Source organism: Variovorax sp. ZS18.2.2 (assembly GCF_024701975.1).
Classification (GTDB): Bacteria; Pseudomonadota; Gammaproteobacteria; order Burkholderiales; family Burkholderiaceae_C; genus Variovorax.
The window spans coordinates 71,378-90,626 of sequence record NZ_JANLNM010000012.1; the positions used below are offsets into that span (position 1 = coordinate 71,378).

The 19,249-nt window shown below is 66.7% G+C and carries 18 protein-coding genes; 10 read left to right on the forward strand and 8 right to left on the reverse strand.

The annotated features are described in order from the left end of the window. The first annotated feature begins 15 nt into the window (after positions 1-15). Together NU688_RS31220 and lysA are read left to right on the forward strand one after the other, a co-directional pair. On the forward strand, positions 16-234 hold the full coding sequence (locus tag NU688_RS31220) for a lipoprotein (protein ID WP_374684714.1): 219 nt from the start codon (positions 16-18) through the stop codon (positions 232-234). Next, positions 231-1,502, forward strand: a complete 1,272-nt coding sequence (lysA, locus tag NU688_RS31225) for a diaminopimelate decarboxylase (RefSeq protein WP_257864751.1) — start codon at positions 231-233, stop codon at positions 1,500-1,502. Before NU688_RS31220 ends, lysA begins: the two co-directional genes overlap by 4 nt. On the opposite strand, the gene NU688_RS31230 is transcribed toward lysA, so the two are convergent. From NU688_RS31230 to NU688_RS31250, 5 genes are all read right to left on the reverse strand, one after another. Then, positions 1,499-2,158 carry a sulfite oxidase heme-binding subunit YedZ gene (locus NU688_RS31230; RefSeq protein ID WP_257864752.1) on the reverse strand — a complete coding sequence of 220 codons (660 nt, stop codon included), beginning with the start codon at positions 2,156-2,158 and terminating at the stop codon, positions 1,499-1,501. The genes lysA and NU688_RS31230 overlap by 4 nt on opposite strands. Positions 2,159-2,204: 46 nt before the next feature. Beyond that, the gene (msrP, locus tag NU688_RS31235) at positions 2,205-3,218 is read right to left on the reverse strand and encodes a protein-methionine-sulfoxide reductase catalytic subunit MsrP (protein ID WP_257864753.1); all 1,014 of its coding nucleotides are present in this window, start codon (positions 3,216-3,218) and stop codon (positions 2,205-2,207) included. Between the two features lie 114 nt (positions 3,219-3,332). Beyond that, positions 3,333-4,649, reverse strand: a complete 1,317-nt coding sequence (ccsB, locus tag NU688_RS31240) for a c-type cytochrome biogenesis protein CcsB (RefSeq protein ID WP_257864754.1) — start codon at positions 4,647-4,649, stop codon at positions 3,333-3,335. Beyond that, the gene (locus tag NU688_RS31245) at positions 4,646-6,829 is read right to left on the reverse strand and encodes a cytochrome c biogenesis protein ResB (protein WP_257864755.1); all 2,184 of its coding nucleotides are present in this window, start codon (positions 6,827-6,829) and stop codon (positions 4,646-4,648) included. The genes ccsB and NU688_RS31245 overlap by 4 nt, the downstream gene beginning before the upstream one ends. A 113-nt stretch (positions 6,830-6,942) precedes the next feature. Then, on the reverse strand, positions 6,943-7,626 hold the full coding sequence (locus tag NU688_RS31250; protein ID WP_257864756.1) for a cytochrome c: 684 nt from the start codon (positions 7,624-7,626) through the stop codon (positions 6,943-6,945). Positions 7,627-7,696: 70 nt separating this feature from the next. Here NU688_RS31250 and yihA point away from each other — a divergent pair, with 70 nt between their 5' ends. Next, positions 7,697-8,446: a ribosome biogenesis GTP-binding protein YihA/YsxC gene (gene yihA, locus NU688_RS31255; RefSeq protein WP_257864757.1), complete on the forward strand. Its 750-nt coding sequence runs from the start codon at positions 7,697-7,699 to the stop codon at positions 8,444-8,446. 82 nt (positions 8,447-8,528) lie between these two features. Continuing rightward, positions 8,529-9,440, forward strand: a complete 912-nt coding sequence (locus NU688_RS31260; protein WP_257864758.1) for an alpha/beta fold hydrolase — start codon at positions 8,529-8,531, stop codon at positions 9,438-9,440. Positions 9,441-9,518: 78 nt separating this feature from the next. Here the strand turns inward: NU688_RS31260 and NU688_RS31265 are convergent, their stop codons facing one another. Together NU688_RS31265 and NU688_RS31270 are read right to left on the reverse strand one after the other, a co-directional pair. Further along, positions 9,519-10,403 carry a lipid A biosynthesis acyltransferase gene (locus tag NU688_RS31265; RefSeq protein WP_257864759.1) on the reverse strand — a complete coding sequence of 295 codons (885 nt, stop codon included), beginning with the start codon at positions 10,401-10,403 and terminating at the stop codon, positions 9,519-9,521. Further along, positions 10,400-11,296: a lysophospholipid acyltransferase family protein gene (locus NU688_RS31270; protein WP_257864761.1), complete on the reverse strand. Its 897-nt coding sequence runs from the start codon at positions 11,294-11,296 to the stop codon at positions 10,400-10,402. Before NU688_RS31270 ends, NU688_RS31265 begins: the two co-directional genes overlap by 4 nt. Positions 11,297-11,513: 217 nt before the next feature. On the opposite strand from NU688_RS31270, the gene metK reads away from it, so the two are divergent. The 6 genes from metK to NU688_RS31300 all read left to right on the forward strand — a co-directional run bounded on the left by metK (position 11,514) and on the right by NU688_RS31300 (position 17,089). Beyond that, positions 11,514-12,695 (forward strand): methionine adenosyltransferase, encoded by a 1,182-nt coding sequence (gene metK, locus NU688_RS31275; RefSeq protein WP_257864762.1) that lies wholly within the window; start codon positions 11,514-11,516, stop codon positions 12,693-12,695. A gap of 144 nt (positions 12,696-12,839) precedes the next feature. Next, positions 12,840-13,487: a helix-turn-helix domain-containing protein gene (locus NU688_RS31280; RefSeq protein WP_257864763.1), complete on the forward strand. Its 648-nt coding sequence runs from the start codon at positions 12,840-12,842 to the stop codon at positions 13,485-13,487. A 100-nt stretch (positions 13,488-13,587) separates the two neighbouring features. Next, positions 13,588-14,358 (forward strand): ABC transporter substrate-binding protein, encoded by a 771-nt coding sequence (locus tag NU688_RS31285; RefSeq protein WP_257864764.1) that lies wholly within the window; start codon positions 13,588-13,590, stop codon positions 14,356-14,358. 35 nt (positions 14,359-14,393) lie between these two features. Continuing rightward, the gene (locus tag NU688_RS31290) at positions 14,394-15,044 is read left to right on the forward strand and encodes an amino acid ABC transporter permease (RefSeq protein ID WP_021005842.1); all 651 of its coding nucleotides are present in this window, start codon (positions 14,394-14,396) and stop codon (positions 15,042-15,044) included. Beyond that, positions 15,041-15,772 carry an amino acid ABC transporter ATP-binding protein gene (locus NU688_RS31295; protein ID WP_257864765.1) on the forward strand — a complete coding sequence of 244 codons (732 nt, stop codon included), beginning with the start codon at positions 15,041-15,043 and terminating at the stop codon, positions 15,770-15,772. The genes NU688_RS31290 and NU688_RS31295 overlap by 4 nt, the downstream gene beginning before the upstream one ends. A 9-nt stretch (positions 15,773-15,781) precedes the next feature. Then, the gene (locus NU688_RS31300) at positions 15,782-17,089 is read left to right on the forward strand and encodes an FAD-binding oxidoreductase (RefSeq protein WP_257864766.1); all 1,308 of its coding nucleotides are present in this window, start codon (positions 15,782-15,784) and stop codon (positions 17,087-17,089) included. Positions 17,090-17,095: 6 nt separating this feature from the next. Here NU688_RS31300 and NU688_RS31305 read toward each other — a convergent pair whose 3' ends face one another. Beyond that, complete coding sequence (locus NU688_RS31305) at positions 17,096-19,225, reverse strand: TonB-dependent receptor (protein WP_257864767.1); 2,130 nt, start codon at positions 19,223-19,225, stop codon at positions 17,096-17,098. Positions 19,226-19,249: the final 24 nt, after the last annotated feature.

Here is a 19,249-nt window from a genome sequence, read left to right on the forward strand (position 1 = left end):
GGCAGCACTGTGCTCATGGTTTGCATCGCCGCCGCGGCTGCCGGGCTAGCCGCCTGCGGCCAGCGCGGTGCGTTGTACCTGCCGAGCGATCCGGCAGCTGCCCAGCGGGCCACCCTGCCGCAACTGATCACCCCCGGCGGCTCCGGCGCTTCCAGCAACGAAGCTGCTCCCAAGCCTGCCGCTGCCAGCAGCGCGCCGGCCGCAGCCACCACCGGCAGCGGAGCGCCCAAGTGACGAACGCTTCCCTCCCCGGCCATCCCCACATCGCACACCGCGACGGCGCCCTTCATGTCGAAGGGCTGGCCCTCGATGCGTTGGTTCGCGAACACGGCACGCCGCTGTTCGTCTATTCGAAGCAATGGATGCTGGATGCGCTGGCCGCCTACCAGCGCGGCTTTGAGGGCCGCGACGCCCTGATCTGCTATGCGATGAAGGCCAATTCGTCGCTCGGCGTGCTGCGCGTGTTCGCCGAGGCGGGTTGCGGATTCGACATCGTCTCGGGCGGCGAACTCGCCCGCGTGCTGGCCGTCGGCGCCGATCCGAAGAAGATCATCTTCTCGGGCGTCGGCAAGACCCGTGCCGAAATGCGCCAGGCCCTGGCGGCGGGCATCGCCTGCTTCAACGTCGAGAGCGAAGCCGAGCTCGATGTGCTGAACGAAGTGGCGCTGGCCGAAAGCCGCCGCGCGCCGATCAGCATCCGCATCAATCCGAACGTCGATCCGAAGACGCACCCCTACATCTCCACCGGCCTCAAGGGCAACAAGTTCGGCATCGCGCACGACCGCGCGGTCGAGGCGTATCGCCACGCCGCAAAGCTGCCGGGCCTCGAGGTGATCGGCATCGATTGCCACATCGGCTCGCAGATCACCGAAGCCTCGCCGTATCTCGACGCCTGCGACCGCGTGCTCGACCTGGTCGAGGCCATCGAGGCGGCCGGCGTGCCGATCCAGCATCTGGACTTCGGCGGTGGCCTGGGCATCGACTACAACGGCGAAGTGCCGCCCAAGGCCGATGACCTCTGGCAGCAACTGCTCGCCAAGCTGGACGCGCGCGGCTTCGGCCAGCGCAAGCTGGTCATCGAGCCCGGCCGTTCGCTCGTCGGCAATGCGGGTGTGTGCGTGACCGAGGTGCTCTACACCAAGCCCGGCGAAGACAAGAATTTCTGCATCGTCGATGCGGCGATGAACGACCTGCCGCGCCCCGCGATGTACCAGGCCTTCCAGAAGATCGTGCCGCTGCGCATCCGCGCCGGCGATGCGCCGACCTACGACGTGGTCGGTCCGGTCTGCGAAAGCGGCGACTGGATCGGTCGCGACCGCGCACTCAACGTGCTGGCCGGCGACCTGCTGGCCGTGCTCTCGGCGGGCGCGTACTGCATGAGCATGGCCAGCAACTACAACACGCGTCCGCGTGCGGCCGAAGTGCTGGTGAGCGGCCAGAGCGCCACGCTGATCCGTCGCCGCGAGACGATGGAAGACCAGCTGCGCAACGAACAGATTTAAGAAGTGGTGCTGCGCAGCGGCTTCTCGCCGCCGCGCGCGCCGGCGGGCGCCTTCGCCTTGCGCTTGCTCGCGTAGTTCCACACGCGCCACCCCAGCAGCACCGCGATGATCGCTGCGTAGACGAACACTTCCGCGAAGTTGTTCTTGCCCGCGCGCATCCAGAAGAAGTGCAGCAGGCCCAATCCGGCGATCACGTAGACCAGCTTGTGCAGCATCTGCCAGCGCTTCGCGCCCATCGCCTTGATCGCGCGATTGAACGAGGTGGCCGCCAGCGGCGTCAGCAGCACGAACGCCGAGAAGCCCACCAGGATGAATGGACGCTTGGCGATGTCTTTCGCGATCTCGCCCCATTCGAAGCTCATGTCGAACCAGCTGTAGCACAAGAGGTGCAGCACCACGTAGAAATACGCGAAGAGGCCCAGCATGCGGCGAAAACGAGCGAGCGCATTCCATTTGCTGATGACGCGCAGCGGCGTCACCGCCAGCACGATGCAGATGAAGCGCAGCGTCCAGTCGCCGGTCGCGCGGATCAGGTACTCCTGAGGGTTGGGTCCCAATTGTCCAACGACCACGCCGTAGGCCAGCCACGCGAACGGCAGCAGGCACAGCACAAAGACGAGGGGCTTGGCGGCGGGATGGAGCAGCAGCTTGTTCATGGCGTTCGGGTCGCGCCCCCGCGGGCAGCAGGGGTGCGCGCCCGCATCAGTAGTTCTTCTTCAGGTCCATGCCCGCGTACAGCTGGCCGACCTGCGCTTCATAGCCATTGAACATCAGCGTCTTGTTGCGCTTGGCAAAGAGCCCGCCGCCATCGCCGATGCGGCGCTCGGTTGCCTGGCTCCAGCGCGGGTGGTCGACGTTCGGGTTCACGTTCGAATAGAAGCCGTACTCCTGCGCCGCCGCCTTGTTCCAGGCCGTGCTCGGCTCCTTCTCGACGAAGCGGATCTTCACGATCGACTTGGCCGACTTGAAGCCGTACTTCCATGGCACCACGAGGCGCACCGGGGCGCCGTTCTGGTTGGGCAGCACCTCGCCATACATGCCGAAGGCCAGCAGCGTGAGCGGATGCATCGCCTCGTCCATGCGCAGGCCCTCGGTATACGGCCAGTCGAGCACACGCGAGCCGACGAACGGCATGGTCTTCGGATCGGCCAGCGTCACGAACTCGATGAACTTCGCGTTGCCCTGTGGCTCGACTTTCTTGATGAGCTCGGCCAGCGAATAGCCGATCCACGGGATGACCATCGACCAGCCTTCGACGCAGCGCAGGCGGTAGATGCGCTCTTCCTGTGCGCTGAGCTTGAGCAGGTCTTCGATGCCGTACTTCCCCGGCTTCTTGACCAGGCCTTCGACCTCGACGGTCCACGGGCGGGTCTTCAGCGTGCCGGCGTTCTTGACCGGATCGCCCTTGTCGGTGCCGAACTCGTAGAAGTTGTTGTAGCTCGACGCGTCCTTGTAGTCGGTGAGCTTTTCCATCGTCTGTGCGCCGGCCACCGTCGACTTGACGGCGGGCAGCAGCGCCAGCTTGTGCGGACCCGCGGTTTGCGCGAAAGCCTCGCGTCCGGCCAAGCCGGCCAGCGCCGCGCCTGCGACCCCACCGGCCATCAGCTTGAGCATGTCGCGGCGGCCTTCATAGGCGGCGCGCGGCGTGATTTCGCTCGACAGCGGATGAATGAAACCGCTGTGGTCGGGACGGTGCGGACGGGATGGGAACGACATGACAGGCCTTTCGCGTGAATCGTTGTACTCAGGGTAGTTCGTGGCATGCCCTGGTTTGGTTACGCGCCATGGCGGCGCGCGGTTTCAATTCTTCGCGAAAGGCGGCGGACGCGCCTACAGCGTGCCGTAGCTGTGCAGGCCGCTCAGGAACATGTTGACGCCGAGGAACGCGAATGTCGTGACAGCCAGGCCGCCCAGCGCCCACCACGCAGCCACCGTGCCGCGCAGGCCCTTCACGAGCCGCATGTGCAGCCAGGCCGCATAGTTGAGCCAGACGATCAGCGCCCAGGTTTCCTTCGGGTCCCAGCTCCAGTAACCGCCCCAGGCGTCGGCCGCCCACAGGGCACCGAGCACGGTGGCGATGGTGAAGAAGGCGAAGCCGACGGTGATCGACTTGTACATGACGTCGTCGAGCACTTCGTTGGCCGGCAGGCGGGCCGCGATGCGCTTGCGCCCCAGCAGGATGCCCGCGGCGATCAGCGCCGAGATGCCCGCGTAGATCACCCAGTAGCTGCCGCCGGCTTCCTGCACGCGCTGGCGGAACGCCACTGGTACGAAGCACAGCGCCACGCCCAGCAGCCAGATCGGCGTGAGCTTGTACCAGCGGGTCTCGGTGGCCTGCTCCTTGATGAGGTAGGCGAAGGCCACCATCGCCGCGAGCGCGAATGTGCCGTAACCGATGAAGTTGGCGGGCACATGCAGCTTCATCCACCAGCTCTGCAGGGCAGGTACCAGCGGCTGGATTTCATGCGCCTCGCGCACGATCGTGTACCAGAGCAAGAAGCCGACCGCGGCGCTCACCACCAGCATCACGAAGGCGCCGAGTGCGCGCGTGTTGTAGCGCTCTTCGAAGTAGAGGTAGAACGCGGCCGTCAGCCAGCAGAACAGCACGAACACTTCGTACAGGTTGCTCACCGGGATGTGGCCGATGTCCGGGCCGAGCTGGTGGCTCTCGTACCAGCGCACCATGGTGCCGATCAGCGCCATCGTCACGGCCGCCCAGGCCAGGCGCGAGGCGATCGCGTCGAAGGTGTCGGCCTGCTTGCCGCCGAAGAAGCCGAGCCAGTAGAACACCGTGCTCATGAAGAACAGCACGCTCATCCAGAGGATGGCCGACTGGCTCGAGAGGAAGTACTTGAGCCAGAACACCGAGTCGGCGCGCGCCAGGTCGCCCTGGTAGGAGGTGATCGCCAGCAGCGAAGCCGCGGCTACCACGATGGCCAGCACCCGCAGCGGGCGCCAGAACCAGCCGATGGAGATCATCGCGATCACCGCGGCGGCGAGGATCGGCTTCTCGTAATAGTCCATCGACCCCGCATAGCGCGTGAAGGCGAACAGGCCGCCGGCCAGCACCAGCGCCGCGAACACCCAGTCGAACAGGTTGCGGCGCGAGAGCCAACTTTCATTGAGCGTGAGGGTCGTGGTGTTCATGGTGTCGCCGTTGGTTCTTTGTCCAGTGCGAGCAGCTTGTGCTTGAGATGCTCGAATTCGCGGTCGCTGTCGATCGTCTTGCGGTTGACCGAAAAGGCCATCGTGGCGGCCGTTGTGTTGTCTCCGGAAGCTGCGCTATCGGGCGTGAGCCACACCCAGAGGCGCCGCTCGCGCACGTACAGCATGGCAAAAATCCCGACGATCAGCAACAGGCAGCCCAGATACACGACGTTCTTGCCGGGGGCGCGCGCCACCTGGAACACGCTGGCCTGCACCTGGGTGAAGTCGGTCATCATCATCGCGACGGGCGCCGGATAGAAGTGCGCATCGCTGATGGCCAGCACCGCCTGGGTAAGGTAGGCCTGCGATTTGTCGTCGCTCGGCAGGGCCGCGAGGCCTGCGCCTTCGCGGCTCAGGTTGAGCACTTCGAACAGCACGTCGTTGAGGATGCGCACCAGCACCGCGCCGGCGCGTTCGCGCTCGGCCTCGGGCACGTTGACTTCCATGAATTCGGCAATCGCCTGCCAGCCGCCGGCCGTCGTGGCATCGGCGCGGGCGCGCTCGCTGCCCGAGAACAACGCGAGCGCGCGGGTGGCCGACACGCGCAGCTGCTCGGCCATTTCGGGCCGCTTCGGATCGCTCGCCTTGGCCACGTAGCGCTCGATGGCGCGCGCACGGGTGTCGGCATCGCCGAGCGCGGTACGCATGCGCACGAACCCGTCCATGGAGCCCTGCTCATCGGCCGGCACGCGCAGGTAACGGAACGGGTCTTCGGGCTTCTCGCGCATGCCGAGCAGGAACACCGGCTGGCCGTCGCCGGTGTCGACCGGCACCATGTAGTTCTGGTACTCCCGCGCCTGGCCGGCGGCGTCGCGCAGCTTGTAGCCGATGCTCGGGCCGATGTTGCGCAGCACCTTGGGCTTGTTGGTCTTGTTGGCAGCACCCAGGCGCGACTCGAGGCTGTGGCGCAGGTCGACCTTGCGCACGTCGGCGCCGCTCCCCAACGCGCCGCCGTCGGCGAAGTTCTCGACGTTGATCACGCGCAGCGCGGCGTACTCGAGCGTGAGCTTGTCCTTGCCATTGGTGATCTCGGTGTTGGGGCCGCCGATGATGCCTTCGACCTCGAAGGGCTTGGCCGCGGCCGCCATCGGCACCGCCTTGAGCTTCACCTTGGAGCCGCCGTCGTCGAAGCTCGACTGGTAGATCTCCACGCCCTTGTAGCTGGCCGGATGGTTCACCTCGATGCGCGCCGGCACCTGCGCGCCGGTCTCGCGATCGTGCAGCACCACCTCGCTCGCGAAGAGCTTGGGCATGCCGGTCGAGTAGTAGTCGACGATGAACTTCTTGAGCTCGATGGAGAACGGCAGCTCCTGCAGCAGCACGCCGTCGGCCTGGTTCAGGATGGCCACGCTGCCCTGCCCGCCCTCGGGCACGAGGATGTTGCCGCGGAAGGTCGGGTTGTTGACCGAGAGCCGGTGCTCGGGGGCCACGTCGGCGATCATGCCGCCGCCGGTGAACACGCTCTTGCCGTTGAACCAGGTCTGCGCGCGCACCACGAGGTCGCCGTCGAGCAGGCCGCCGATGCACACCAGCACGATGGCGCTGTGCGCCGCGATGTAGCCCAGCTTGTGGGCGCCGCCGGCACGCGCGGCGACCATCCAGCCCGGCGCGGTCTTGCCGTCGCCCGAGCCCTCGCGAGAACCATCACGCTGTTGCAGCTTGACCTTCCAGCCGCCGCTCACCAGCAGCTGGCCGATGCGGTTGGCGGCCGCGTCCGGCGTTTCAGCAAGCTTGTTTTCGGCGCGCTGGCCGAAGGCCTTCAGGCTCTGCGCACGGATGTCTTCCTTGAAGGTCTTCAGGTCGACCAGGATGCGCGGCGTGTTGCGTGCGATGCACAGCGTGGTGCTGATCACCAGGAACAGCAGGATCAGCAGAAACCACCAGGCGCTGTAGATCGAATCGAGCCGCGCCGCGCGGAAGAACTCCGCCCAGAACGGCCCGAACTGATTGATGTAGTTGTTGATCGGCTCGTGCTGCTTGATGACCGTGCCGATGATCGAGGCGATGCAGATGACGGTGAGCAGCGCGATCGCGAAGCGCATCGACGAGAACAGCTCCACCGCCGCGCGAAGCACTTGCGGGCCGCGATGAACGCGAAGGCCATGGGTGGAGACTGACATCGGGTGGGCGCTGGAAAGGAGGAAAAAGCAAAAGGGCGGGCCATCCTCCTGGATCGGCCCGCCCTTTGTTTGGGGTTGTTGTCGGCGGTTAGTTCACGCTGGAAAGCGCGGGATCAGCGCAGGCCGGCGATGTAGTCGGCCACGGCCTTGATTTCGCGGTCGTTGAGCTTGGCGGCAACGCCGGTCATCGGGATGCTGTTGTTGCGCACGTTCTCGCGGAAGGCCGTGAGCTGGGCGATGGTGTACTCAGCGTTCTGGCCACCCAGGCGCGGGTACTGGGCAGGAATGCCGGCGCCGTTCGGGCTGTGGCAACCTGCGCAGGCCGGGATCTGGCGATCGCCGATGCCGCCGCGGTAGATCTTCTCGCCGAGGGCGATGATGTCCTTGTCCTTCGAGAAGCCCGTCTTGATCTTCTTCGAGCCGACGAACCAGGCGATGTTGCGCATGTCCTCGTCGGACAGCGCCGCAGCCAGCGGCTTCATGATCGCGCTCTTGCGGGCGCCGGACTTGAAGTCCTGTAGTTGCTTGAGGATGTATTCGGGATGTTGTTGCGCCAGCTTCGGGTTGGCCGCGATGGCCGAGTTGCCGTCGGCGTTGTGGCACGAAGCACAGCTCTGGCTGTTGGCCGGCGTTGCGTTGAACACCGTGTCGCCCTTGGCGGGATCGGGCTTGGCCGGCTTGGCGACAGCTGCTGCGGGGGCCGCTGCATGTTCATCGGCTGCAAAACTCGCGCTGGCTGCACTACCCAGGACGACAGCCATGAGGGCTGCAAGCAGAATATTGGCAAACAACTTCATATCGGGGGCTTAGATTTATGGCGCAAAACCCCGCGATTCTACAATGGCGCCCCGTTCCGAAAGCCCATTGATGACCTCCCCGCGCGCCAAGTCCGCCGCTTATCCTCCCCGCGCGGCCCCCGCCGCGGACCCACAGGTCGCCGAACGCGAGCGCGTGGCCCTCGGCTGGCTGCACACCGCCCACTTCCTCACCAGCGCTCCGCAGCTGGAACACCTGCCTCCGGTCGACCTTCCGGAGATCGCCTTCGTCGGCCGATCGAACGCGGGCAAATCGACCGCCATCAACACGCTCACCCAGCAGACGCGCCTGGCCTTTGCCTCGAAAACGCCGGGCCGCACGCAGCACATCAACCTGTTCGGCATCGGCAAGCAGAAGGTCGACGACGCGGTGCTGGCTGACCTCCCCGGCTACGGCTACGCGGCCGTGCCGAAGGAAGCCAAGCTGCGCTGGCAACGCGTGATGGGCAACTACCTCATGACGCGCGAAAGCCTGCGAGGGGTTGTCCTGATGTGCGATCCGCGCCACGGTCTGACCGAGCTCGACGAGATCCTGCTCGATGTGATCCGCCCGCGCGTGCAACAAGGCCTCAAGTTCCTCATCCTGCTGACCAAGTCGGACAAGCTGACGCGCAGCGAGGGCGCCAAGGTGCTGTCGATTACGCGACTCCAGGCCGGCGGCGGCGAGGTCAAACTGTTCTCGGCGCTGAAGAAGCAGGGCGTCGGTGACGCAGCCCAGTTGCTGTGGCAGTGGGTGCACCCGGAAGGCGGCGCGGCGCCGGCTGAAGCCCAGGAAACGCCGGAGCCACCGGAAGAGACCTGAGGCCGAACGGCTGCATTGACCGTCCCGCCTGCTCCGTTCACTATCAAAACAATAGCGACAGTCAACCAAGGAGACAAGAAGCATGATCGAGACCTTCCAACGCAGCCTGCCCAACGGCACCACCCTGAGCTGTCGCACGAGCGGCAAGCCGGGCCAGCCGCTGATGGTGTTCCTGCACGGTTTTCCCGAGGCCGCGTTCATCTGGGACGAACTGCTCGATTACTTCGCGGACCCGGCCCACGGCGGCTACCGCTGCGTGGCGCCCAACCTGCGCGGCTTCGAGAAATCCAGTTCGCCGACCGAGGTGGCCGAGTACAAGGCGCACCTGCTGATCCAGGACATCCAGCAGCTAGTCGCCACCGAAAGCGCCGACGGCACGATGGCCGCGCTGGTCGCCCACGACTGGGGCGGCGCCTTCGCCTGGGGCTACGCCAACGCCTTCCCCGAGCAGGTCGGCAAGCTGGTCATCATCAATTCGCCGCACCCCGGCACCTTCACGCGCGAACTGCGCAACAGTGCGGCGCAGCAGCAGGCCAGCGCCTACATGCACTTCCTCGCGCGCCCCGATGCCGAGGCGCTGCTCGCGGCCGATGACTTCAAGCGCATGTGGCCCTTCTTCACGCTGATGAAGGCCGGCTCCGATGGCTTCGGTTGGCTGACCGAAGAAGTGAAGCAGCGGTACCGCGAGGTCTGGAGCGCAGGCCTCACCGGCGCCTGCAACCTCTATCGCGTGACGCCGATGAAGCCGCCACTGCCGGGCCAGACCGTCGACGGCATTCCGGTACTGCCGCGCGAACGGTTCACGGTGAACGTGCCGACCTTCGTGTTCTGGGCGCTGGACGACGCGGCGCTGCTGCCGGGCCTGCTCGAAGGACTCGAGGAATACGTGCCGAAGCTCGAGGTCAAGAAGGTGCCCAACGCGACCCACTGGATCGTGCATGAGCAGCCGCAGCTGGTCGCGCGCGAGATCGAGGCCTTCCTGCAGCGGAGCTGATTCCTGGAAACCGTTCGGGCTGAGCCTGTCGAAGCCTTGCGCGGTGCTTCGACATGCTCAGCGTGAACGGGTCGGCCTTCAGTAGATCTTCGGCTCGCCGTCGGGGCGAGTTTTGAAGCGACGGTGCACCCAGTAGTACTGGGATGGCATCGCATCGATGTACCCCTGCAGCCGCTCGTTCATGAGGGCCGTGTCGGCCTCCACGTCGTCGGTAGGGAAGTTCTGCCACGCAGACTTCACCTCGATCTCGTAGCCGCCGGGCGTGAGCTTCGCCACCACCGGCACCACCTTGGCTCTGCCCAGCCGCGCGAAGCGCGACAGCGAAGGCACGGTCGCGGCCTGCACGCCATAGAACGGCACGAAGATCGTCTGGTCGCGGCCGAAGTCCATGTCGGGCAGCAGGTACAGCAGCCCGCCCTTGCGCAGGCCCGAGAGCACCGGCTTGATGCCGTCCACGCGATTGAGCGCCGCCACGTCACCGAAGCGGGTGCGGCCTTCGCGAATCCAATCGTCGACCATCGGGTCACGCTGCGTCGTGTAGATCGTGGCCGAGGGCCGCGCCGTGTGCATGGTGAGCGCCGTGGCCGCTGCATCGAGGCCGTAGAAGTGCGGCGCGAACAGGATCATCGGCGTATCGCCCTCGGCGATTTCGCGGATCTCGGACGCCGAGCCCACGATCTTCAAGCGGCTCGCCACGACCTTCTCGGGCGCGTGCCAGAGCCAGCTGCGGTCCAGCCATGACTGCGCGACGAAGACGAAGGTCTCGCGCGCGATGGCGCGGCGCTCGGCTTCCGATTTTTCAGGGAAGCACAGGGCGAGGTTTCGGTCGACCACGCGCCGCCGCGGCACGGCGATGGTGTGCAGCAGGCGGCCGAGGATCTTGCTGAAGCCGCGCACCACCGGCAGAGGCAGCGGTGCAAGCACCCGCATGAAGCCGATACCAAGTCGGGAGCTGAGGCTCATGGCGTCTGCTCCCCGGTGGCAGCTGCGACGGCCCGGTCGGCGCGCGGCTCCTTGTAGCGCGCGTAGTCCCAGACGTACTGGTCGGGCAGGCTGCGAATCAGGCGGCCGATGCCGTCGTTCATCGCCGCGGCCGCGTCTTCGACGGTGGCGTTCGGGTCGGTCAGCGCGGTGTCCACGATGGGCTCGAAGCGGATCACGTAGCCCGCGCCGCGCGGCAGCCGCTCGCACACGCTGAGAAAACACGCCGCACCGGTCTGCTGCGCGAGGCGCGGGAGCAAGGTCATGGTGTAGGCCGGCCGACCGAGAAACGGCACCCACACGCCCTGCCCCATCGGCGGCACCTGGTCAGGGAGGATGCCGGTGTAGCCGCCACTGCGCAGCGTGCGGATCAGGCCGCGCACGCCGGTGTTGTTGGTCGGCAGCGTCTGCAGGCCTGGCCGGTCGCGCGAGCCCGCGGCGATCAGATCGGCCATCCACTTCTTGCGCGCCGGACGGAACAGCGCGGTGATCGGGCCGAAGGCCTCGAAGAAGCGCTCGCCGATCGCCTGGCCGCACATCTCCCAGCTGCCCAGGTGCGGCGCAACCAGAATCACGCCCTTCTTCGCCCGCATGGCGGCCTCGAAGGCCTCGACGCCTTCCCAACGCACCACGCGCGGCAGCACGCTTTCTCCTTGCGGTCGCAGCCACAGCCAGGGCAACTCGGACGCCATATGGCCGGCGGCGGCGATGGCCGGACGGTATTGGTCGGGGGCAAAACCCGCGCTTTCGGCATTGGCCTTGAATCGGCGGCGGTAGTCCGGCGCGCAGAACCAGACCAGCCAGCCCAGCATGGCACCCAGGCGATGCATCAACGGCATCGGCACGCGGGCAAGCAGGCGGAACAGGGTCATCATTGAAACGGGAGGGGAGTCAAAAAACGGACGCGCGCGCATGGTATTGCGCGGCTCGAATAGAATGCAAATTGTCGCCGAGTTACGGAACAACTTGCAGGGCGACAACCACAAGCGCGAAGCGATTGTGCCCCGCCGATTCTTCGGCATCTGCTAAAGCGTTCGCCAGGGCTCCGCAGAGTTGGCAACGCGCCAAACCACTTCAAGGAGCTTTGAAAAAATGGCGAACGATTTCCTCTTCACTTCCGAATCCGTTTCCGAAGGCCACCCCGACAAGGTCGCCGACCAGATCTCGGACGCCATCCTGGACGCGATCTTCGAGCAGGACCCCCGCAGCCGCGTGGCCGCCGAGACGCTGACCAACACCGGCCTCGTGGTGCTCGCCGGTGAAATCACCACCAACGCGCACGTCGACTACATCCAGGTCGCACGCGACACCATCAAGCGCATCGGCTACGACAACACCGAGTACGGCATCGACTACAAGGGCTGCGCGGTGATGGTCTGCTACGACAAGCAGTCCAACGACATCGCCCAGGGCGTGGACCACGCGAGCGACGACCACCTGAACACCGGCGCCGGCGACCAGGGCCTGATGTTCGGCTACGCCTGCGACGAAACGCCCGAGCTGATGCCCGCGCCGATCTACTACGCGCACCGCCTCGTGGAGCGCCAGGCCCAGCTGCGCAAGGATGGCCGGCTGCCGTTCCTGCGCCCCGACGCCAAGAGCCAGGTCACGATGCGCTACGTGGACGGCAAGCCCCACAGCATCGACACCGTGGTGCTCTCCACGCAGCACAGCCCCGACCAGAGCGAGACCTCGACCAAGATGAAGGCCTCGTTCAACGAAGCCATCATCGAAGAGATCATCAAGCCCGTGCTGCCGAAGGAATGGCTCAAGGAAACGCGCTACCTGATCAACCCGACCGGCCGTTTCGTCATCGGCGGTCCGCACGGCGACTGCGGCCTCACGGGCCGCAAGATCATCGTCGACACCTACGGCGGCGCCTGCCCGCACGGCGGCGGCGCGTTCTCGGGCAAGGACCCGTCGAAGGTCGATCGCTCGGCCGCCTATGCCGCGCGCTACGTGGCCAAGAACATCGTGGCCGCCGGCATCGCGCGCCAGTGCCAGATCCAGGTGGCCTACGCGATCGGCGTGGCCGAGCCGATGAACATCACGGTCTACACCGAAGGCACCGGCCTCATCCCCGACGACAAGATCGCCGCACTCGTGCGCGAGCATTTCGACCTGCGCCCGAAGGGCATCATCCAGATGCTCGACCTGCTGCGCCCGATCTACCAGAAGACCGCCGCCTACGGCCACTTCGGCCGTGAAGAGCCCGAGTTCACCTGGGAAGCGACGACGCAAGCCGCTGCACTGCGCGCAGCAGCCGGCCTGTAATCCCTGGGCTTTCGCCCTTTTCACGCAAATGCCGGCCCTGTGCCGGCATTTGCGCTTCTGGCATACCCCAACGCAAATTTGCTGGTGGCTGGCGGCATTGTGTGTAAAACTTAAGCATCTTGTGAAAGTTTTACAAAGGCCACGGTGTCGCAATTGCCGGTTCGTCCGCCTCCAGCCCCCGTCCAACCGCCTGATGCGCCCGGGGCGCAGCGCATCCATTCGGTCATCGACCTCTGGCTCGGGGAGCAATTGCGCAGAAGGCGGCAGGCGCTGGGCCGCTCGCTGCAGCAGGTGGCTCAGGCCTGCGGCATTTCGGTCAGCCTGCTGAGCCAGCTCGAACGCGGGCTGCGCTCCATCTCCATGCGCACCCTCGGCGCGCTGGCGCAGGAGCTGCAACTGCCCATCGAGACCCTGGTGCGCAACACCCAGTACAGCGAAGGCGAGGCCAAGGGTGCGGTGGCGCGCGCCGGCACGCACAAGCGCATCGACCTCGGCGACAAGGGCATCCACAAGGAAAACCTCACGCCGCCAGCTGCTGCGGGCGGCGTCGAGATGTACCGCGCGGTGATCGATCCGGGCGGCTCCACCGGCGACGACCTGTTCTTCACGCGCAAGGGCGAGCAGGTCGGCTACGTCATCGAGGGCCAGCTCGAGCTCTTCGTGCAAGGGCAATTGCTCAAGCTCAAGGCCGGCGACAGTTTTTGCTACGACGGCGGCACGCCGCGCCGCTGGCGCAATCCCGGCACCACGCCCACCACCGTCCTGTGGGCGATCACATGTTCACCCGGATGAGCCCCGGCCCAACGGCGGGGCCATCCGACTGAAGCACCCAGGGCAGCGCTATACCCGCTGCCGCATGGCATCCGATCTTTTTTTCAAAGAGGAACTCACCATGAAAATCGCTTCGTCCCTTGCAGCCTTCCTGCTGGCCACGCTGAGCATGGCCTTCGGTGGCCAGGCCTCGGCCCAGACCGTGCTGAAGGTCGGGTCCACGCCCACCGGCAACCCGTTCACCTTTCTGGACACCAAGACCAACACCATCGACGGCATCATGGCGGACATCGTCAAGGCCGTCGGCAAGACCTCGGGCTTCGAAGTGCAGATCGAGCCGATGCAGTTCTCGGCGCTGATCGGTTCGCTCACTTCCAAGCGCATCGACCTGATCTCGGCTGCAATGTTCATCACGCCAGTGCGCCAGGAAGTGGTGGACTTCTCGCAACCCATCTACAGTTACGGCGAAGGCATCGTGGTGCCCGTGAAGGACACCACCGCCTACCGCAGCTTCGCCGAGTTCAAGGGCAAGCGCATGGGCGTGCAGGTTGGCACCGCCTTCGTCGAGCCGCTGCAAAAGCTAGAAAAGCTCGGCATCTTCAGCGAGGTCAAGCTCTACGACACCACCGCCGACCTGATGCGCGACGCCAATGCCGGGCGCATCGACGCGGGCGTGCTCGACTACCCCATTGCGGCCTACGCGATCTCGAAGAACGTGTTCCCGAACCTGCGCATGGTCACGACCTACCAGCCCACCATGGTCAACAGCATCGGCATCGCCACGCGCAAGGGCGACACCGAAACCATGGGCAAGGTGAACGCGGCGCTCACCAAGTTGAAGGCCGACGGCAGCATCGACGCGATCCTCAAGAAGTGGGGCTTGAACAGCTGAGCGGCGCCAGCCCCGTCCACTGACAGGCCCCGCTCATGAGCACCTTCCTGCACAACGTCTGGGAGTTCCTGCCGATCCTGCTCCAGGGCGCCAAGCTCACGGTGCTGGTGACGCTGGGCTCGCTGGTGATCTCCACGCTGCTCGGCCTGGTCTGGGCCGCGATGCGGGTCTCGGGCATCCCGTTGCTCGCCAAGATCAGCGCTGGCGTCATCAACCTGCTGCGCGGCATTCCGATCATCGTGCTGCTGTTCTTCATCTACTTCGTAATGCCCGACTTCGGCATCTCGCTGACGGCGCTGCAAGCCGGCATCCTGGGCCTGGGCATCGCCTACTCGGCCTACCAGTCGGAGAACTTCCGCGCCGGCATCGAGGCTGTGGACCACGGCCAGGTGGAGGCCGCGCAGGCCATGGGCATGAGCTGGCGGCTCACGATGCGGCGCGTGGTGTTGCCGCAGGCCTTCAGGATCACACTGCCCTCCTACGGCAACATCATGATCATGATGCTCAAGGACTCGTCGCAGGCCTCGACCATCACCGTGGCCGAGCTTGCGCTGCAGGGCAAGCTGATCGCCACCTCGACCTTCCAGAACGCCACCGTGTTCTCGCTGGTGGCGCTGCTCTACCTGATCATGTGCGTGCCGCTCATCCTGCTGGTGCGCCACTTCGAGAAGCGGGGCAAGAAATGATCGAGATCCGCGGCCTGCAGAAGTCCTTCGGCAGCCACCATGTGCTCAAGGGCATCGACGCTTCGATCGTGCAGGGCGAGGTGGTCTGCATCGTCGGGCCTTCGGGCTCGGGCAAGTCCACCATCCTGCGCTGCATCAACGGGCTCGAGAGCTACTCGGGCGGCAGCGTCGACATCGACGGCCTGCGCGTGGACCGGCAGCACGCATCGATCAAGGCGATCCGCGCCGAGGTGGCGATGGTGTTCCAGCGCTTCAACCTGTTCCCGCACCGCACGGTGCTGGAGAACGTGATCGAGGGACCCGTCTACGTGAAGGGCGAAGACCGCTCCGCTGCCATCGTGCATGCGAAGGAGCTGCTCGCGAGCGTCGGCCTGGCCGACAAGGCCGCGGCGCATCCGCCCGAGCTCTCCGGCGGGCAGCAACAGCGTGTGGCCATTGCACGCGCGCTGGCGATGCGGCCCAAGGCCATCCTGTTCGACGAGCCAACCTCGGCGCTGGACCCCGAACTCGTCGGCGACGTGCTGCAGGTGATGCGCAAGCTCGCCGGCACCGGCATGACGATGGTGGTGGTCACGCACGAGATGCAGTTCGCGCGCGAGGTGGCCGACCGCGTAATCTTCATCGACGGCGGCGTGATCGTCGAACAGGGCCCCGCCGCCGCGCTGCTCAACAACCCGCAGAACCCGCGCACGCAGGACTTCCTGCGCCGCGTGCTCCATCCGATCTGAAGGGCCTCCATGCCGAGCCAGTCATCGCAGGAATTCTTTCCGCTCACCCCGTCGCTCTGGGCCGCCACCGCGGTGCCCGCACCGCCGACCACACCGCTGGATGCCGACACGCAGGCCGACGTGATCGTCATCGGCGCCGGCTACTGCGGCCTCAGCACCGCCCTGCACCTGGCCGAGCGCGGCGTGCGCGTGGTCGTACTCGAAGCGAAAGAGATCGGCTTCGGCGGTTCGGGCCGCAACGGCGGCCAGGTCATTCCCGGCCTCAAACACGACCCGAGCGACTTGCTGCGGATGTTCGGCCCCGAAGAGGGCCAGCGCCTGGTCGACTTTGCCAAGGGCACGGCCGATGCGGTGTTCGAGCTGATCGACAAGCACGGCATGAACGTGCCGCGCGCGCGGCAGGGCTGGATCCAGGGCGCCCACACGCAGGCCGCCTTGCAGCTCGCCGAACGCCGCACGCGCGACTGGCAGGCGCAGGGCGTCGCGGCCCGCCAGCTCGACCGCGGCGAGACCGCGCGCCTGCTGGGCACCGACAAATACGTCGGTGGCTGGCTCGATCCGCGCGGCGGCGGCGTGCAGCCGCTGAGCTATGCGCGCGAACTGGCGCGCGCGGCGCAGGCGGCCGGCGTGGTCATTCACACCGACACGCCGGTGACGCAACTCACCCAGGCCAACGGCAAGTGGCAGGCCTCGACCGGCCGCGGCGTGCACGTGACGGCCGAGCGCGTGGTGATGTGCACCAACGGCTACACCGACGACCTGTGGCCGGGGCTGCGCAAGACCATCATCAACGCGAACTCGTTCCAGGTCGCGACCGAGCCACTGCCCGAGGCCGTGCGCAAGACCATCCTGCCCGAAGGCCACGTTTCGTCCGACGCGCGCAACCTGCTGCTGTACTACCGGCTGGACCACACCGGCCGCTTGCTGATGGGCGGCCGCGGCACCTTTCGCGAGCCCGATGCCGGCCAGCCCGGCGATTGGTCGCACCTCGAGCACGTGGTCGCCAAGCTGTTCCCGCAGACGGCCGGCGTGCCCATCGCATACCGCTGGTGCGGCCATGTGGCGATCACGCGCGACTACCTGCCGCATCTGCACGAACCCGCGCCCGGGTTGCTGATCGACATCGGCTGCCAGGGCCGTGGCGTCGGCCTGCAAACGCGCATGGGGCAGGCGCTGGCGCAGTACATCGCCACCGGCGACAGGAAGGCCCTGCCGGTGCAGCCGTCGGACATGCGGCCGTTCCCGCTATATGGCCTGCGGCGCCTCTACGTGTCGGCCGTGATCGGCTGGTACCGCATGACCGACGGCGGCGTCTGAGTTTCTTCAGAAGCGGTAGACGCCGCTCAGGCCCACGGTCCAGTTGCGACCCGGCGCGGGCTCGTAGTAGCGCGCATTGCCCTCGTTGACGATGACCGAGCCCACGTAACGCCGGTCGAACAGGTTGTCGACACGCGCGAAGGCGTTGAACTCCCAACGCTCCCATTTCTTCAGATAGCCCGCATACAGCGCAGCGACGGCATAGCCCGGCGCGCTCGCGGTGTTGACGTCGTTCGCCTGGATGCGGCCGAGCGCGCGCATCTCGACACCGGCGCGCCAGCCCTCGGGCGGCACCCAGCCCAGCGACGCGAACAGCGACTGCCGCGCGATGCCCGGAATGCGGTTGCCGCCCGCCACGGTGTTGGCGGCCGCACAGGGCGACGGCGAACAGAAGGCATCGCGGTACGTCGCATCGAGCCAGGTGTAGGCCAGCTGCGTGCGCCAGTGGTTCGACGTCTCGTGCTGCCAGCCCAGCTCGAAGCCGTTGCGCCGCGTGCGCCCCGCGTTCTGGAAGGTGGCACGGCCGCCGACGTTGGTGTCGGTCACGATCTCGTCGCGCGTGCGGGTCTGGAACAGCGCCGCCGTCAGCAGCCCGCCGGCGAGCCGCGCCTTCGCACCCAATTCCACGCTGTCGTTCACCGATGGCCGCAGCGCGAAGTTGAGGCCGCTCGCGCCGCCCGAGCGGTACGAGAGTTCGTTGAGCGTCGGCGTCTCGAACCCGCGGCCGATGGAGCCGTAGAGCGCAAGGTCCGGCGTCGCCTGGTAGCGCAGTGACGCCACGGGCAGCGTCTTGCTGTAGCGCGCGGTGCCGCTGTCGTCGCGGTTCGCGCCCACGATGTAGCGGTCGTTCGATGCGAAGTGCACGCTGCTGCGGCGCACGCCGGCCTCGAGCGTCCAGCGGTCGGTGAAGCGCCAGGTGGCCTGCGCGTAAGGGTCGAGATTCCAGACCTCGTTGCGCTCGCTGCGACGCAGGCGCCCCTGCACGCCCAGCACCGGATTCGCGACGCTGCCCAGGTAGTTCTCGTAGCCGCGGCGGCGTTCGCGCAGGCTGTCGTAGCCGAGGCCCGCCACCACGTCGAGCGGCCGGTCAGCGAGTTGCAGCGCAGCAGTCCAGCGCACATCGACGCCACCGTACTGTCGCGAGAGATCGATCACGCCGCCCGCATGCTGCGGGCTCTGCTGCGCCGAGGGCGGGATCGACTGGTACTGCGTGGTCTTGCGCTCGCCGCCGTAGACCATGAGGCGCAACCCCTGCGTCGCGTCGATGCGCCGTTCGTAGAGAAGGCCGAGCTGCGTCTGCTCGACCGTCTTGCGCGTGTCGTACTGCGTCGCGAGCGGCGCGTTGCGCGGCGCGAGCGCGTACTGATCGGCGGTCAGGCCCAGCGGATCCTGCGCATCGATGCGCACGCTGTTCAGAACGATCGTGAGCTTGTCACCGTTGTCCAGCGCAATGCCCAGCTTGCCGTTGGCGATGTCGCGCCGCGCGGCGCTGTGATCGCGCCAGCCGTCGGTGCGAAAGCGGCTCGCGCCCAGCAGGTAGTCGACGGCGCCCTGCGACCCGCTGAGCTGCATCGACTGACGCCAGGTGCCGAAGCTGCCGCCAGCCGCGGAATAGGAAAGACGCGGCGCGCCCTCCCCCGATGCGGTGAAGGCCTGCAGCACGCCGCCCGACGAGTTGCCGTAGAGCGCGGAGAACGGTCCGCGCAAGACCTCGACGCGATCGACGGAGCCGATGTCGATGTTCGACGTCTGCCCCTGCCCGTCGGGCAGCGTGGCCGGAATGCCATCGACATAGAGCCGCACCCCGCGCACGCCGAAGGTCGAGCGCGCGCCGAAGCCACGGATCGACAGCTGCAGGTCCTGCGCGTAGTTCAACCGGTTCTGCACCTGCAGCCCCGGCACCGCGCCGAGGCTTTCGGAGAGGTTCACCTGCAGGCGACTGTCGCGCATCTCCTCGCCATCGACCCGGTCGACCGAGCCGGGCACGTTGAACGGCGCGACCTGGCCGCGCGGCGTGGAGACCGTGACTTCGCGCAGTTGCCCCACCACCTCGGCCTGCTGCGTCTGTTGCGCCCGCACGGGCAGCGAGGCATTGATCAGCAGGCAGGCAGCGGCGGCAACGGGCGCGAATTTCATCCGCCGATTCTGCGGCCCGTCGGC

What these genes read in the sequence shown, in the direction of transcription:
- NU688_RS31290 (WP_021005842.1), top strand. Translation starts at nt 14,394, where the DNA reads ATGAGCACCTTCCTGCACAACGTCTGGGAGTTCCTGCCGATCCTGCTC.
- msrP (WP_257864753.1), bottom strand. Translation starts at nt 3,218, where the DNA reads ATGTCGTTCCCATCCCGTCCGCACCGTCCCGACCACAGCGGTTTCATT.
- NU688_RS31300 (WP_257864766.1), top strand. Translation starts at nt 15,782, where the DNA reads ATGCCGAGCCAGTCATCGCAGGAATTCTTTCCGCTCACCCCGTCGCTC.
- NU688_RS31270 (WP_257864761.1), bottom strand. Translation starts at nt 11,296, where the DNA reads ATGATGACCCTGTTCCGCCTGCTTGCCCGCGTGCCGATGCCGTTGATG.
- NU688_RS31305 (WP_257864767.1), bottom strand. Translation starts at nt 19,225, where the DNA reads ATGAAATTCGCGCCCGTTGCCGCCGCTGCCTGCCTGCTGATCAATGCC.
- NU688_RS31295 (WP_257864765.1), top strand. Translation starts at nt 15,041, where the DNA reads ATGATCGAGATCCGCGGCCTGCAGAAGTCCTTCGGCAGCCACCATGTG.
- ccsB (WP_257864754.1), bottom strand. Translation starts at nt 4,649, where the DNA reads ATGAACACCACGACCCTCACGCTCAATGAAAGTTGGCTCTCGCGCCGC.
- NU688_RS31250 (WP_257864756.1), bottom strand. Translation starts at nt 7,626, where the DNA reads ATGAAGTTGTTTGCCAATATTCTGCTTGCAGCCCTCATGGCTGTCGTC.
- NU688_RS31220 (WP_374684714.1), top strand. Translation starts at nt 16, where the DNA reads ATGGTTTGCATCGCCGCCGCGGCTGCCGGGCTAGCCGCCTGCGGCCAG.
- NU688_RS31265 (WP_257864759.1), bottom strand. Translation starts at nt 10,403, where the DNA reads ATGAGCCTCAGCTCCCGACTTGGTATCGGCTTCATGCGGGTGCTTGCA.
- NU688_RS31230 (WP_257864752.1), bottom strand. Translation starts at nt 2,158, where the DNA reads ATGAACAAGCTGCTGCTCCATCCCGCCGCCAAGCCCCTCGTCTTTGTG.
- NU688_RS31285 (WP_257864764.1), top strand. Translation starts at nt 13,588, where the DNA reads ATGAAAATCGCTTCGTCCCTTGCAGCCTTCCTGCTGGCCACGCTGAGC.
- yihA (WP_257864757.1), top strand. Translation starts at nt 7,697, where the DNA reads ATGACCTCCCCGCGCGCCAAGTCCGCCGCTTATCCTCCCCGCGCGGCC.
- NU688_RS31245 (WP_257864755.1), bottom strand. Translation starts at nt 6,829, where the DNA reads ATGTCAGTCTCCACCCATGGCCTTCGCGTTCATCGCGGCCCGCAAGTG.
- NU688_RS31260 (WP_257864758.1), top strand. Translation starts at nt 8,529, where the DNA reads ATGATCGAGACCTTCCAACGCAGCCTGCCCAACGGCACCACCCTGAGC.
- metK (WP_257864762.1), top strand. Translation starts at nt 11,514, where the DNA reads ATGGCGAACGATTTCCTCTTCACTTCCGAATCCGTTTCCGAAGGCCAC.